Source organism: Chitinophaga sp. OAE865 (assembly GCF_040546735.1).
Taxonomy (GTDB): domain Bacteria; phylum Bacteroidota; class Bacteroidia; order Chitinophagales; family Chitinophagaceae; genus Chitinophaga; species Chitinophaga polysaccharea_A.
The window spans coordinates 2,035,445-2,050,884 of the sequence record NZ_JBEPOF010000001.1; the positions used below are offsets into that span (position 1 = coordinate 2,035,445).

The following is a 15,440-nucleotide window of genomic DNA, read 5'->3' on the forward strand; positions in this document are numbered from 1 at the left end:
CACAGTAAAGCTTTGGCGGCTTTCCATTGGATTATAATAGATAAATTTGATTTATGCAGGATTTTATACACGATAAAAAACTTTATTACAGTCCGGTGGAATTTGCTTTCTCCCATATTGGAGGCACCTGGAAAATACCTATTTTACTATGCCTGAAGGACGGTCCGGTGAGATACGGAGACCTGAAAGAGAGGATTCCACGGATAACTGACAAGATGCTGCATACGCAGTTAAGGGAAATGGAAAGCAAACAAATGATCAGCAGGAAAGTTTTCAGGGAGAAACCTCCGCGGGTGGAATATGCATTGACCCAACGTGCAAGGGATGCTTTTCCTTTAATCGAAGCCTTGAAAAAGTATGGAGAATTATTGATGATCTTGGAAGACGAGAATATTGAAAAGGTAAAATCTGAGTAAGGGCTGATAAGGTAAGATGTTTTTAGTACCTCCGTCGGATAAATACTTTCAGAAAAGCTAAAGGTGATGTAAAACAGATTTAAGATCAGGCTATTGTCGGGTTAAGAAAATCATAGCAGACGAGGAGCATGCAGTGTTAATTTCAAGCGGGTTTAAATAAAAAAGCCACTCATTGTGAGTGGCTTTGCGGACCGGACGGGACTCGAACCCGCGACCTCCGCCGTGACAGGGCGGCATTCTAACCAACTGAACTACCGATCCTTAATACAGACGGGCCTTTCAGCCGATCTATATCCCCCTTTGGGGAGTGCAAATGTAGCAACAATATTTTCAAACAACCAAATTTTTTTGAAGAAAACTGCAAACAATCCCGATTTTGATATATTTAAAGTATTTCCCATATTGCAACGGTGTTTGAAAACGACCCGTCAATAAAATGAGCTATACCGGTATCATCACCCTGGCTATCATATTCCTTAATGTGCTTATATCCTGGAAAGGATTTAAAAGCCGCACCTTTTTCAATAAGTATGAGTTTGAAGTGGAAAGGATCCTGCTATACAGGGAATACCGGCGTCTGATCACTTCCGGCTTCCTGCATGTGAGCTGGAAACACCTTATATTCAATATGATTTCCCTGTTCTTGTTCAGCATAATGCTGGATGCACATACAGGGCCGGTTGCCTACACAGCTATTTACACCGGAAGCCTTATAGGTGGGAACCTGCTTTCTCTTTACATTCATCGCCGCGAAAGCGATTACAGCGCAGTAGGCGCCTCAGGAGCTGTTTGCGGGATTATTTTTGCTGCTATTGCCCTGTACCCTGGTATGATAGTGAGCTTTTTCGGATTGTTCCCCGTGCCCGGATGGCTGTATGGCATCGGGTATGTATTATATTCGATTTATGGTATTAAGTCGCGCCGCGATAATATAGGGCACGATGCCCACCTCGGGGGCGCCATGGCAGGGATGTTTATCGGGTTATTGATCACACCGGAAGCTATCCTGCAAAACATGGCCGTTATTATTGCGCTTACGCTGCCCTGCATATTTTTTATGTATGTAATTATCCATAAGCCCCACCTGCTCCTGGTAGACAACTTTTACTATAACCAGCATCATATAGCGAGAGATATAGACGACCTGTATAACGCGGAAAAAGCCAACCGGCAGAAAGAGCTGGATGCTATCCTCGACAAAATCCATAACAAAGGCATCAACAGTTTAACCAAAACAGAAAAGGAAAAACTGGAACAGTATTCCCGGTAGATAAGCTGATAAATGACGCCGGCCTTTGTCCTTACCGGATAACCGGGCGCCGATGGTTTTATACCTGCCGGCGTTTAGATTGCTGTTCATTATTTTACTTTACCTATGTGCCAATTTTCATTACTTTAGCAGCGATACCACCAACCTTATCATCAACCATCAGCGTATTCTGCAACGATAATGCACGATAGTACCTATATTGACAAATCACTGTTTCAGCGCATTTCAGAGGGCGATGAAGCAGCATTTGGTATCCTCTTCAATACTTCCCTGATAACACTGGAGCCATTTATACGGAAAATGGTGAAATCGCCCGAGAGCGCCAAAGAAGTGATCCAGGCTACTTTCCTCCGGGTATGGCTCAGCCGTGACAAGCTCACTGATATTGATCATCCCAGGGCCTGGCTTTATAAGGTAGCGGCCAACGAATGTTATACCTACCTGAAAAAGGAAGCCACTGAATACCGGCTGCGGGGTACGGTAGCTACAGCAGAAACCGAAACCGATACCGCCACCCGGCGGCTCACATTAAAGGAGTTGCATGCTATCATTGAAGAGGCGGTGATGTCATTATCGCCGCAGCGCCGGCGCATTTACCAGATGAGCCGCAACCAGGGTATGAAAATACCGGAAATAGCTACTGAACTGGATCTGTCGCCCAGCTCAGTGAAAAATGCATTGGTGTTTTCCCTGAAAGCCATAAGGGAGCACCTGCGTCGCAACGGGCATGCTATTCCCCTTGTTTACCTGATTTTTATCTGTAAGTAAAAAATATTTTTAGGCAGATAGGTCCTTTATGCCGTCGGCTTATTCTTAATATCGGGGAACCGTTTAAATCCCGGTTTTCTTTTTATGCATGCAGGAGCAAAGGGCCATATATTTATTACAGCAGCGGCTTTCAGGTAATGAAACCCCCGCAGAGCAGGAAGAACTGTACACATTGCTGGAAGACGACGGTAACATGGAAATACTCATGGCCGCGCTCACAGACCTGATGTGGCAGGCGCCTGCCGGCACGGAGCCAGTGGACATGGATGCCCGTAACGCTTTGCTGCAAAGTATTACCGGGACAGATCTTACCACTCCTTTCGTGGAAACTGTAGCGCCGGTGAAAACTATTCAGCGCTTCTGGTGGGCCGCGGCCCTTGTAGCCGGCCTGTTGCTCGCAGCAGGGTTGTACTTCCTGTTACGCCCTGCAGCCACTGTGAAGCCGGTGCCCGCACTGGCCCAGCGCTATAAAAACGATATTGCCCCGGGAGGAAATAAAGCCATGCTCACCCTGGCAGATGGCTCCCGCATTGCGCTGGATGAAGCCCTGAATGGTACCCTCGGTCAGCAGGGCAACACCCGCATTATCAAAACCCGGAACGGTCAGGTACAATATTATGCCGCCGGCAATAACGCCGTTGTTACCTATAATACATTAAGCACTCCCCGGGGAGGCCAGTACCAGCTTACCCTGCCGGATGGCACACGGGTATGGCTCAATGCCGCCAGCTCCCTGCACTTCCCTACGGCGTTCACGGGCAGCAACAGAACCGTGGAGCTCACAGGGGAGGGCTATTTTGAAGTGGCTGCTTTGCCCGGAAAACCTTTCCTGGTAAAGGCCAACGGCGCCGATATTACTGTGTTGGGCACACATTTTAATATCATGGCCTATGCCAATGAACAGTCCATGGCCGTTACTCTCCTGGAAGGCGCTGTGAACGTAGGCCGCAATGGCACGGTAAAAAAACTGCTGCCCGGGCAACAGGCCCGTATTACGGGCAATAACAGCATCACGGTTTCAGATACAGATGTGCAGGAAGCGGTAGCCTGGAAGAACGGCTTTTTTATCTTCGACCGTGCAGATATCACTACCGTCATGCGTCAGCTGGTACGTTGGTACGATATAGAAGTGGTGTATGAAGGCGCACCGCCTGAAATACGCTTTGGGGGAGGGATGCAGCGCAGCCTGCCACTGTCGGCCATTCTCAGGCTCCTGGAAAAAAATGGAGTATTATTTAAAATAGAAGGAAGAAAAATAACCGTATTACGATCGTAAGTAAGCCATATTTTTTAACACTTAAATCTGACCAGCTATTGAATTAAAAATAATCAGCTAAAACCAGCGCCATTAAAAAAACCAGTGATGGGCAAACATCACTGGTTAGCGGCAATAAATTATTCGTGTAAACTCATTTTTATCACCGAAATCAAATGTATGATTTTAACTGCTTTGTTCCAAAACAGGGAGGAGGGATCGTGTTCCCCTGCCCGCAGGCCTGATCATCAGTATATCAACACTTCCGGAACGCATCACCACCAATGCAGATCTTACATGCCGGTATCTGCCGGCTCAATGAAAAAAAATAATCTGCCAACCAAAATTTGGAAGATCATGAGGTTATCTGCTCTTTTACTAATGGCAGGCATGTTGCAGGTGAGCGCCAAAAGCACGGCGCAACGGGTTAGCCTGACTGTCAGAAACACACCGTTATCAACGGTCTTCAGTACCATCAACCGGCAAACGGGGTACATCTTTTTTTATAATTATGATGCACTGCAAACTACCCACCCTGTTACGCTGGACGTAAAAAATGTTACCATCCAGGAACTGTTGCGCGCCTCGCTGATGGGGCAGAACCTGGAATATGCCATTGAAGACAAAACCATTACCGTTACCCGCATCATTCCGCGCATGCCGGAATTGCCGGTGGCGCCGGCACAAATAGTTATTACCGGCCGTATTACCGATGAAAACGGCGTTCCGCTGCCCGGTGTTTCCGTAGTGGTAAAAGGTACTTCCAAAGGCACACAAACCAATAACAACGGAGAATATACCGTGGTAGTAAAAGATGAAAACGCGGTATTATCATTCTCCTATGTGGGTTATGAAAAACAGGAGCTCATAGTAGGAAAAAGCGGAGTTATCAGCATACAGCTGAAACCATCCAATAATAAGCTCACCGCCATTGATGTGGTAAATACCGGTTACCAGACCATTTCCCGCGAAAGGGCCACTGGATCTTTCTCCGTGATAGATCCGTACCGCCTTCGCAGTAAACTGAAACCCGATGTGAAATCGGCCCTGGAAGGACAAGCCACCGGCGTGGTGCTTACCAAAGAAGGCAACCTCGAAATACGCGGTGTGTCTACCCTGTTGGGTACCGCTGCCAGCGCGCCTTTACTGGTAATAGACGGCTATCCTTCCAGTGCAGGGCTGGAATCGCTCAACATCGATAATATCGAATCGATCACAGTACTGAAAGATGCGGTAGCCGCCTCTATTTACGGCGCCCGTTCCTCTAACGGCGTGATCGTAATTGCCACCCGCTCGGGCAGGAAAGGCGCGCTGCAGGTGGAATATAAAGGGTCTACAGGTATCACGCTAAAACCGGATCTGTCTAACCTCAACAGGGCCTCTTCTGCTGATTATATAGATGCGGAAATTGAGCTGTACAACCAGGACCCTAACAGCTATCTTACCAGCTACAACAACTACCAGAGCACCTCCCGGGTAAACTACCTGATGATCGCAAAATCTCAGGGATGGATGAGCGAAAAAGATGTGACAGCAGAACTGGATGCCCTGAAGAAAAATGATGGGCTGGCGCAGATGGAGAAATATTATTTCAGGAACCAGTTCACACAGCAGCACAATATTTCCCTGACCGGCGGCAGCGAAAAAAGTATGCTCAATGCTGCGGTAAGGTATGTGTCTAACCAGAATAATACGGTCCGCAATTCAGATAACCGTCTCATCTTTGATGTGAAAAACGATTGGCAGCCACGTAAGGGCGTGAATATCCGCCTGTTCTCCAATGTGAACTATACTACTTCTTCTGCACCGGTAAGAGGCTGGCAGGATATGCTGGCATTCACAAACACCTCGCTGATACAGCCGTATAACCTGCTGGTAGACCCGGCTACCGGAGAGCTGCAGAATGTGCCTTCCAAAAACCAGAAGAAGGAAGACAGGTATGCAGCCTTAACAGGTATGAAACCACTTTACTATAATCCCTTGGAAGACCTGGGACTGGAAACTGGCAGTACCAAAGCATTACAGATCAGGCTGGGAGGCAGCATCAATGTGAGGCTCCTGGAAGGTTTGAACGTGGAAGCAGGAGGTACCTGGAGCCGCGGCGATGCACAAAGCCGTTCCCTGTACGATAAAACGGCTTACCGTGTGCGGCTCTGGTACGACGATAATACTTCCATCTCCAACAGTTCCAAACACTATATCCCCGATGGGGCCGTGGTGAATGAAGCAAGAAATTTCAACCAGAGCTACATGTTCCGCACACAACTTAATTTCAACCGTACCATTGCCCGCAAACACCGCGTAAGCGCTATTGCAGGTAATGAGATCAGCCGGAACACGTTCGATAACAATACCCTGCCAACCCGCTTCGGGTATAACGATCAGGCAGGTACGTTTTCTACTTTTAATTATGCCGATTACAATGCAGGTTCCTATAATGCAGATATGCTGGGTACCAACAGGCCCACAGCCAGTATAGGCAACTATGCTTACCAGGACAACCGTTTTGTTTCCTGGTATGCCAATGGCTCCTATGAATACAACAACCGCTTTATTCTCAGCGGAAGTATACGGCTGGATCAAACCAACTTCTTTGGTACCGATCCCCGCTACCGCTATAAACCGCTGTGGTCTGCCGGCGGTACCTATAAACTGGCGCAGGAAAAATTCTTCAATATACCGGTCATCGACCGGCTTGATCTGCGGGCCTCTTACGGTATCAATGGAAATATTTCCCTGAACTCAGGTCCTTTCCTGATCATTACCCCCGGCAGTTATTCCAATTATACGGGAGACGTGTCCTACAGCATCTCTTCTCCACCCAATAACTCGCTGCGTTGGGAAAAAACAAAAAGCACCAACTTTGGTGTGGACATTTCCCTGCTGAACAGGAGGATCAATGTAACTGCAGATTATTACCTGCGCAACAGCAGCGACCTGCTGGCATCCGATGCGATAGATCCTACAAGGGGCTTCAGCTCACTCGTGAAGAATATCGGGGAAGTGCAAAACAAAGGATATGAAATTTCAGTAAATGCGGATGTATTGCGTAAGCGCAATTTTGTATGGAATGCCTTCCTCAACTTCAGCTACAATAATAATACAGTAGTTACTTACAATGTGAATTACCAGTATCCTTCCAGTATCACCAACGGCGCCATCAAAAAAGCGGGCGATCCGCTGGATGCCCTGTACAGCTACAGGTTTGCCGGCCTGGATAACAACGGCGTGTCGCAGTTCTATACCACTAAAGGAGAAAAAAGCGGCGGTGGTAACGTAGATGTAAGCGACCTGGTCTATAGCGGTACCCTGCGTCCTAAATATGCCATCAGCTTAACCAACTCCTTCCGCGTGCAGAACTTTGACCTGTCGTTCATGTTTATTGCAAAGATGGGGAATGTGTTAAGGAGAGATGCTTTCAGCGGATCTAATATTCTTAATAAACATGTCTCGGAAAGATGGAAGCAACCGGGTGATGAAGCCCATACCATTTACCCGAAACTCAGCAGCTGGAATATGGATATGTTTTATTTCCCTTATTCCGATATACTCATAGAAAGTGCGAATTACCTGAAGCTGCGCGATGTGACCTTAACATACGACATCAATCCCAGCCTGCTGAAACGTATTGGTTTCACCAGCACGCGCATTTATTTCCAGACAAGGAACCTGTTTATGATCACCGCCAACAGCGACCACCGCGATCCTGAAACATCAGAGCTGAACCTGTCGGGCGGTACCGGCGCGTTTACAGAACAAGGGTTCTCTTCCCTGTCGCTGCGACCGGAATTCTATGTAGGGTTATCATTCAGTCTTTAACAATTAATACGGCGATCATGAAACAGCGTATACTCATACTCGTTATTATCATAACAGGAAGCGTCAGTTCCTGCCAGAAATTCCTGGATGTAAAACCCAAAGGAAAACTGATCCCTTCGGAGGTGGCCGATTTTGATCACCTGCTGGATAACAGTAATATTGCCCAGTGGGTGTTTATCGACAACAATACCGGTTGTAATCTTGGCTATTTGACAGATAACCTGTCGCTTTCCGAGGGAATAGGAAATATCAGTTATAAGGCAAACAACCATCCTAACATCGACCGGTACTGGGCCTATGTTTTCAGGCAGCCTTACAAGAACCCGGCTACATCGGATTATTTCTGGGACTGGGGCACCTACCGGTCCATGGCTTATTTCAACAACGTGATAGATGGGGTACGGGCCATTCCCAATCTCAGCGCAGAAAACCAGCAATATGCAAAAGCCGTGGTAGCGCAGGCGTTGGTAAACAGGGCATGGTCATATTTTATCACCACGCTGGTATATGGGCCTGTGTATAAGCCCGGTACACCCAACGATACAAAAACGATCCCATATGTCACCAGCGCTGATATGGGCGCTCCGTTGCCGGATCTGTCCACCCAGCAGCAGGCTTTTGCCCAGGTGGCCGGCGACGTGCTCACCGCCCTGCCGGATGTGCCGGAAGTAACCAACTGGCCATCACGCCCGAATAAAGCGGCAGCCCAGGCTTTGCTGGCCTACTATCATTTGTTTACACAGAAGTACGACAGTGTAGTGTATTACGCCAATCTTGCATGGACCGCTGCCAGCAAAGGGGGAACCGACAAACTCATCTACGACTATAACAGCTTTTCATGGACGGATACTTCCAACCTGATCAACAGCACTATTAAAGGACCGGATAATTTCCTGAATGCAGCCAACAGCCGGGAGAACCTGTTCTACCGGAACCTTGATGCAGGCGCAGGGCGGTCTTCTTCCAGCTATCCTTCCGATGAAGTGATTGCACTGTATGACCAGGCCAATGACCTGCGGTTCAAATATTTCTTTTTAACTGCACCCGGTTATAAAACCACTTATAATAATGTTGTTTATGACGATGGCAACCGGATCCAGTATTACCGCGGTTCTAAAACAAACATGACTGCAGGCTTCACTTACCCGGAACTGCTGCTTATGCGCGCGGAAGGATACGCCCGTACCAACCAGTTGTCTGCCGCCATCGCCGATCTGAATACGTTGCGCCGTTACCGTTATAAAACAGGTACCCCTGCGCTGTCTGCAGGCTCTCAGGATGAAGTGATCAGCCAGGTGCTGGAGGAAAGAAGAAGGGAGCTGCCGCTTGGATCGTTCAAGCGTTTCCTGGATCTGAAAAGGCTTTGCCTTGAAACCGGTAAACCCTGGAGCAAACAGAAGATACAACACCGGATAGGAACAGAAATACACGAGGGAACGGTGGATTCAAAAGATTTTATTTTAACCATCTCCAACGTGGTATTGAAGTTTAACCCGCAATGGAATATACCGCTGGATGGAAGACCATTTTAAATCATAAATCAATATCACATGAAGCACATCTTAGTATCAATGCTGGCTTTATTCCCTGCTGCCCTTATGGCCCAGGATGGAGCATATGTACTGAAAGGAAAAATAGGGACCCTGAATGCACCCGACAAATTATTCCTGACCTATAGGGCCAACGGAACTACCATAAGGGATTCCGCTGCGTTACAGCAAGGCGTGTTTGAATTTAAAGGCAAAGTGGGTGATCCTGTGAAAGCCACACTGGTACTGCGTCACGGGCCACCCACCAATATGATGTCGTACAAATCGGATATGCTGGCCGTATATCTTGAAAAAGGCACTATTGTTCTCAGCGGTAAAGACTCCGTGTATAACGCCACCGTAAAAGGTTCCCGTTTGAACGACGATCAGCAGCGCCTGCAGGCGAAGCTGAAACAGACCACAGCACAGCGGGATCAGCTGACGGAAGATTATATTGCTGCCAGCAACGAAACCCGGAAATCGCCTGAATTCAAAAAATCCTACGATGAAAAAGGTAAAGCCATCCGTGAAGAAGAGAAAAAGATTTACCAGGCATTCATCAAAGAAAATCCAAAATCACTGGTAAGCATCGATGCCCTGCAGAGTAGCGCCGGCTCAATTCCTGAAAATCCTGCGGAACTGGAAACACTGTTTAATACACTCTCTGCTTCCGTAAAAGAAAGCACGAAAGGGAAGGAGATGGCGGCGCTGATCAATGGCTGGAAGCAAACTGCTATCGGCGCTACTGCTCCTGTGTTCACACAAAATGATACACTGGGCAAGCCGGTGAATCTTACTGATTTCAGGGGTAAGTATGTACTGGTGGATTTCTGGGCAAGCTGGTGTGGTCCGTGCCGTGCGGAAAACCCGCATGTGGTGGCGGCCTTTAACAAGTATAAAGACCAGTCTTTTACCATCCTGGGCGTATCGCTGGATCAGGCCAATGGGCATGATGCCTGGCTCAAGGCCATCCATACCGATCAGCTCACGTGGACGCATGTATCAGACCTGAAGTTCTGGGAGAACGAGGTAGCGAAATTATACAGCGTGCGGGCAGTACCACAGAATTTCCTGCTGGATCCCAACGGGAAAATTATAGCGAAGAATTTGCGGGGGGAAGAGCTGGACAAAAAACTGGCGGAAATACTGCCACACTAACTGTCATCCTCTGTTGTTTGTAAAAGGGTGTATCCAAACAGGATACACTCTTTTTGTTGGGCGTTATCTCCTTCCGGGCGTCCGGATAAATAATTCCGGGACCATTTGTTTTTTTATAACACGCTGTTTTTATTTGATTTTTTCGAAGTCGTAATGCCCTTTGATATGTTTGTTAAGATAGATGCCCTTTGAGCCTGACGACTTCATTGCCAGGTATATGCTTTCGGGTACATCTTTATAATCATATACCATCCCCGATACAAATATGATCCGGAGCGTCCGCTTCTCAGCGTCATAAATCATATGGGCTACCACGGAAGAGGGCATACCTGCGCCGGATCAATTATCATACCGTGAGCCACTGATCAGGCCGCATTTTACGGCCCTCCAAACCGGGAATATCTTTGGTTGTTACCACCTTGTGCTGCTGTGCCGGCCACTCAGGTTTCGCTCCATGGAATGTTACAGGTGCCTGTTCAACTGATGTTTAACCGCTTTCATGGAAAATAAGCAATGATTTACCCGCTGGCCTCGCATTGATGCAAACGTTTGTTGTTTGAAGGCAGCTGGATTTATTTTGCTTTAAACTGATATAAAATTAACATTTATTTAATGAGTTCTTGTAGTTTTTGGATAATTATGTCCAACTAATTAAAATTTTCATAAAAGTTCTTGTAAGATTTAAGGAAGTTTGCCTATCTTGAATCAGCATTTTACTCTAATGTTGTTCACTTGTACCAAATTGATGTAGATTTAAACTGTAGCAAACAATCATCTAAATGGTGACCGATCGCCAGGAAACATTCAAAAAAACGTTATTAAAGCACCTTTACTTCAACAGGGAGTTGTCTTGTGCTGATCTCACGCTGCTTACCGGCAGAAGTCTTCCGCATACCACCAAAGCCTTGAATGAGCTAGTGAAAAGTGGCCTGGTGCTGGAATCGGGCTATGCTGTTTCTACAGGCGGGCGCCGTCCGCAGATGTACTCTGTGAAACCGGATTACCTGTATATTCTATCTGTAGCAATGGACCAGTTTGTGACCAGTATCAGTATATTGGATATGCAGAACCGGGTAGTGGGAGAGGAACGCCTGGTATCACTGGATTTATCCGCGCATCCGGATGCGATCGCACAACTGGGACAGGAGCTGAAAACGTTTATGGATGCTTCAGGTATCCCGGTGGAAAAGTTTGCGGGCATTGGTATTGGAATGCCGGGTTTTGTAGATGTAACAAAAGGTATCAACTATTCTTTTTTCGACAGGCACTACGGCAGTATCAACGAATACCTGGAGGCGCTTACCGGCGTGCCGGTGATCATTGACAACGACTCCAGCCTCATTGCGCTGGCGGAGTGGAAACTGGGTGCAGCACGTAACCGGCAAAATGCACTGGTCATTAATATAGGCTGGGGCATTGGTTTGGGAATGGTGCTGAACGGAGATCTTTTCAGGGGAGAAAACGGGTTCGCAGGGGAGTTCTCACACATCCCGCTTTTTACCAATAATAAGATCTGCAGTTGTGGAAAAATGGGATGCCTGGAAACAGAAACATCTTTGTCGGTGATTGCAGAAAAAGCAGTGGCCGGGATCAGTGAAGGCAGAACCACCGTTATGAAAAATTTGTCGATGGACAACCGCGACGACACGTTTAGAAAAATAATGGATGCAGCGGTAAAGGGAGATAAGTACGCAGTGGAATTATTATCACAGGCGGGTTATCATATCGGGCGCGGCATCGCTATACTTATTCACTTGTTAAATCCAAACCTGATCATCTTAAGCGGGAGAGGAACATTGGCCGGAAAATTATGGCTGGCACCTGTACAGCATGCATTAAATGAGCATTGTATACCAAAAATTGCAGAAAATATAGAGATTATGATATCGCCTCTGGGGTATGCGGCGGAAAGACTTGGAGCGGCAGCACTTGTTATGGAACACCTCGATAAAGGCCAGCTTAGTAAAATAGAGTATTAAACACGTTCACTTGTAATATCAATCCAAAAATGAGGCAGTAACTACCTGCTGCATGAGGACTTCCCCATGCTGTCAGAGGAACTATGCCTTGATTATTTATCCACATCTAAATTCACAGTAATGAAAAGGTGGCTAGGCTTTCTGCTGCTAACATGTTTAGTAGCGGTGTGCTGTCAAAGCGTTTACGCACAGGAAAAAAAATGGGTATCAGGTACCCTGAAAGACGCTTCCGGCGCTCCCGTTATCTATGCAACAGTCATTGAAAAAGGTACAACCAATGGCGCTACAACCAATGAAAAAGGCGCATTCAAACTCCAGGTAGGCCCTGGTGCAACATTGGTTATTTCCAGCATCGGTTTTACAACCAAAGAAGTACCGGTAGGTACATCCCTTAATTTTAACCTGGTACTGGAAGATGCTTCCAAAGGGTTAAATGAAGTGGTAGTTACTGCATTGGGCATCACCCGTCAGAAAAAATCTGTCGGATATGCGGTGCAGGAAGTAAAAAGCGCTACACTGGTGGATGCGCATGAACCAAATCTTACCAACGCCCTTACCGGTGTGATAGCGGGTTTACAGGTAATCCGCTCCAGCACCGGCCCTGCAGGTTCTTCCAAAATTAACCTGCGCGGAAACAACTCCCTCACAGGAAACAACCAGCCATTGATTGTAGTGGATGGTATCCCTGTCGATAACTTCGTAGGCGTAACAGATGGCAATAACGATTTCTGGAACCCGTCACTGGATATGGGTAACGGTCTTGCTGATCTGAATGCAAACGACATCGCCAGCATCTCCGTATTAAAAGGCCCTTCAGCAGCTGCATTGTATGGCAGCCGTGCCGGTAACGGTGCAATCCTGGTTACTACAAAAACAGGTCGTAAGTCAACCGGTATGGGTATCAACGTATCATCCACCCTGGGTTTTGAAAGCGTTTTCACTAATCCTGATATGCAGAAAAGTTTTGGCCAGGGATCTGTTGGCGACTATGATCCGATTGGTACTACCAGCTGGGGACCAAAAATTACAGGCCAGGATGTTACCAACTGGAACGGGAAAACAGAAAAACTCCGCTACTTTAATAACATCGGCAATTTTTATAAAACAGGAGTAAATCACAATGAGAATATTTCGTTCCAACAACAGCTGGATAAAACATCTGTATATACTTCCCTCAACTACATGAACGATAACAGCATGATTCCGGGTACAAAACTTTCCAGGGTAAACCTCATGGCAAGGGCTACTACCAAATACGGCACATCTGAACGTTTATCTACCGATTTTAAAGTACAGTATTCCAATACCGATGCCCGGAACAGGCCTACAAGCGGTGTAAACAGCAGGAACTATTCTTCCCTGTTGTATACCATGCCGGGCACTATGGATATCACCCAGTTTAAAGATCCGTTGAATGACCTTGGTAAAATGCGCTGGTATGGTACGGGTAACCAGGTGAACCCATACTGGGCAAGCCGTTACAGCCAGAATGAAGATACACGTAACCGCTTTATCATGAACGGAAGCATTAAGTACGAGTTCACCGACTGGTTAAATGCGGAAGTAAAAGCGGGTGCGGATATTTATACTACCAACACTGAAGCCAAAACATATTCCGGCAGCCCGCTTTCTACCAATGGCAGCTATAGTGTGGGTAAATTCACCTTCTCTGAACTGAACTACAGCACCCTGATCTCGGCTAAAAAAGATAACCTGTTCAGCCGCTTTGGCGGATCTGTAAGCGTAGGCGGTAACCTGATGCAACAGCATTCTTCCAGGCTGAGCAACAACGCAGCTTCCCTGCTGGTACCGGACCTGTTCAGCATTAAAAACTCTGAAGGTAATCCCGGTATCACAGATGAAATAACAGAACAGCGCATTAATTCAGTATATGGTACGGTAGGCGTAAACTGGGATGGTTACCTGTTCCTCGATGGAACCATGCGTAACGACTGGTCTTCAACGCTCAGCCCTGCCAACCGCTCTTTCTTCTATCCTTCAGTGAGCTTCTCTTATGTTTTCACAGAACAGTTTAAGAGCCTGCCCAAATGGCTTAGCTATGGTAAGCTTCGCGCTTCCTATGCAGAGGTAGGTAATAGTCTTTCTCCTTACCAGTTACTGAATACCTATACCATCGACAGGGATCCGAACGGTCGCCCGATTGCTTCCAGGAAAACTACCCTTTTCGATGCAAACGTGCGCAGTGAGCTGATCAAATCCCATGAAATAGGCGCTGAGCTTCGCTTTGTGGACAACAGGTTTGGTATCGACTTCAGTTATTATAAATCCAATGCTACCCGCCAGCTGATCGATCTGCCAATGGACCCTGCCAGTGGTTATGAAAAAAGAAAGATCAATGCCGGTAATATCCAGAACAGCGGATTCGAGATCATGGCAGATGCCAGAATCCTGGACAAAGGTTTTCTCTGGAATATTTCCGGTAACCTGTCTATGAACCGGAATAAAGTGATTGAAATATCTGCTGCTGATAATGTGAACAGGTACCAGCTGGGCGGCTTTGATGATGTATCTATCGTAGCAGTTACAGGCCAGCTGTATGGAGAAATTTATGGTAGCAAATTCCTTCGTGTAACAGATGAAAAAAGCGAGCATTACGGACAGCTGCTGCTTACTGCTGAAGGACGCCCTCAGCGCGGTGAACAGAATGTGCGTTTGGGTAACCAGCAATCAAAAGCATTACTTGGTATCACCAACAGCTTTGGTTACAAAAACTTTACCCTGGCCTTCCTGATTGATGCCCGTTTTGGTGGCGACATGTTCTCTGTAACCCAGGCAATGATGCAGAGAAGCGGAACCGCGGAAGTAACAGCGCCGGGTGGCCAGAGAAATGACATGGTGATTGCAGGCGTAGTGTCAAATGGCAGCGGCGGATATACTGACAATACCAAATCCATTACCACCCAGCAATACTGGGAAGCGGTAAACAGCAATGTGGGTAACCTCGGTGTTTCTGAGCTCAATATTTATGACGCCTCCAATATCCGTTTGAGGAACATCCAGCTGAGCTATAACCTGTCAAAAAAATTACTGGGCAGAACACCTATCCAGTCAGCTAAGGTAGGTGTATCCTGCAATAACGTATGGATGATTTCCAGTCACATGCGCGGCCTGGACCCGGAATCTGTATTTGCGGTAGGTACAAATGCCACTGGTTTTGAAAACGGTGCTCCTCCAACCACCCGCACTTTCCTGGTGAACCTGAGCCTTAGTTTTTAATTTTTAATT

Annotated in this window: 10 protein-coding genes and 1 tRNA gene; 9 read left to right on the top strand and 2 right to left on the bottom strand. The window is 47.0% G+C overall.

All coding sequences use genetic code 11. From position 1 onward, the window contains the following. The first annotated feature begins 53 nt into the window (after window positions 1-53). Window positions 54-416 (top strand): winged helix-turn-helix transcriptional regulator, encoded by a 363-nt coding sequence (locus tag ABIE50_RS08520; protein WP_209864616.1) that lies wholly within the window; start codon window positions 54-56, stop codon window positions 414-416. Window positions 417-603: 187 nt separating this feature from the next. On the opposite strand, the gene ABIE50_RS08525 is transcribed toward ABIE50_RS08520, so the two are convergent. Next, window positions 604-677: transfer RNA gene (locus ABIE50_RS08525), tRNA-Asp, on the bottom strand. A gap of 175 nt (window positions 678-852) precedes the next feature. Between ABIE50_RS08525 and ABIE50_RS08530 the strand changes: the two genes are divergently transcribed. The 6 genes from ABIE50_RS08530 to ABIE50_RS08555 all read left to right on the top strand — a co-directional run bounded on the left by ABIE50_RS08530 (window position 853) and on the right by ABIE50_RS08555 (window position 10,215). After that, complete coding sequence (locus ABIE50_RS08530) at window positions 853-1,686, top strand: rhomboid family intramembrane serine protease (protein ID WP_209864613.1); 834 nt, start codon at window positions 853-855, stop codon at window positions 1,684-1,686. Between the two features lie 180 nt (window positions 1,687-1,866). After that, entirely contained in the window at window positions 1,867-2,454 is a 588-nt protein-coding gene (locus tag ABIE50_RS08535) for an RNA polymerase sigma factor (RefSeq protein ID WP_209864610.1), read from the top strand. 88 nt (window positions 2,455-2,542) lie between these two features. Next, window positions 2,543-3,730 carry a FecR family protein gene (locus ABIE50_RS08540; protein WP_209864607.1) on the top strand — a complete coding sequence of 396 codons (1,188 nt, stop codon included), beginning with the start codon at window positions 2,543-2,545 and terminating at the stop codon, window positions 3,728-3,730. Between the two features lie 336 nt (window positions 3,731-4,066). Then, on the top strand, window positions 4,067-7,528 hold the full coding sequence (locus ABIE50_RS08545) for a SusC/RagA family TonB-linked outer membrane protein (protein WP_209864605.1): 3,462 nt from the start codon (window positions 4,067-4,069) through the stop codon (window positions 7,526-7,528). Window positions 7,529-7,545: 17 nt separating this feature from the next. Then, entirely contained in the window at window positions 7,546-9,060 is a 1,515-nt protein-coding gene (locus ABIE50_RS08550; protein WP_209864602.1) for a RagB/SusD family nutrient uptake outer membrane protein, read from the top strand. An 18-nt stretch (window positions 9,061-9,078) separates the two neighbouring features. Continuing rightward, the gene (locus tag ABIE50_RS08555) at window positions 9,079-10,215 is read left to right on the top strand and encodes a redoxin domain-containing protein (protein ID WP_354027930.1); all 1,137 of its coding nucleotides are present in this window, start codon (window positions 9,079-9,081) and stop codon (window positions 10,213-10,215) included. A gap of 129 nt (window positions 10,216-10,344) precedes the next feature. Here the strand turns inward: ABIE50_RS08555 and ABIE50_RS08560 are convergent, their stop codons facing one another. Beyond that, a complete protein-coding gene (locus ABIE50_RS08560) occupies window positions 10,345-10,542 on the bottom strand; it encodes a KTSC domain-containing protein (protein ID WP_209864599.1) in 198 nt (65 codons plus the stop codon). Window positions 10,543-10,994: 452 nt separating this feature from the next. Between ABIE50_RS08560 and ABIE50_RS08565 the strand changes: the two genes are divergently transcribed. Both ABIE50_RS08565 and ABIE50_RS08570 read left to right on the top strand, forming a co-directional pair. After that, window positions 10,995-12,194, top strand: coding sequence for an ROK family protein (locus ABIE50_RS08565; protein WP_209864594.1), 1,200 nt, complete (start codon window positions 10,995-10,997; stop codon window positions 12,192-12,194). 120 nt (window positions 12,195-12,314) lie between these two features. Next, entirely contained in the window at window positions 12,315-15,431 is a 3,117-nt protein-coding gene (locus tag ABIE50_RS08570; protein ID WP_209864592.1) for a SusC/RagA family TonB-linked outer membrane protein, read from the top strand. Window positions 15,432-15,440: the final 9 nt, after the last annotated feature.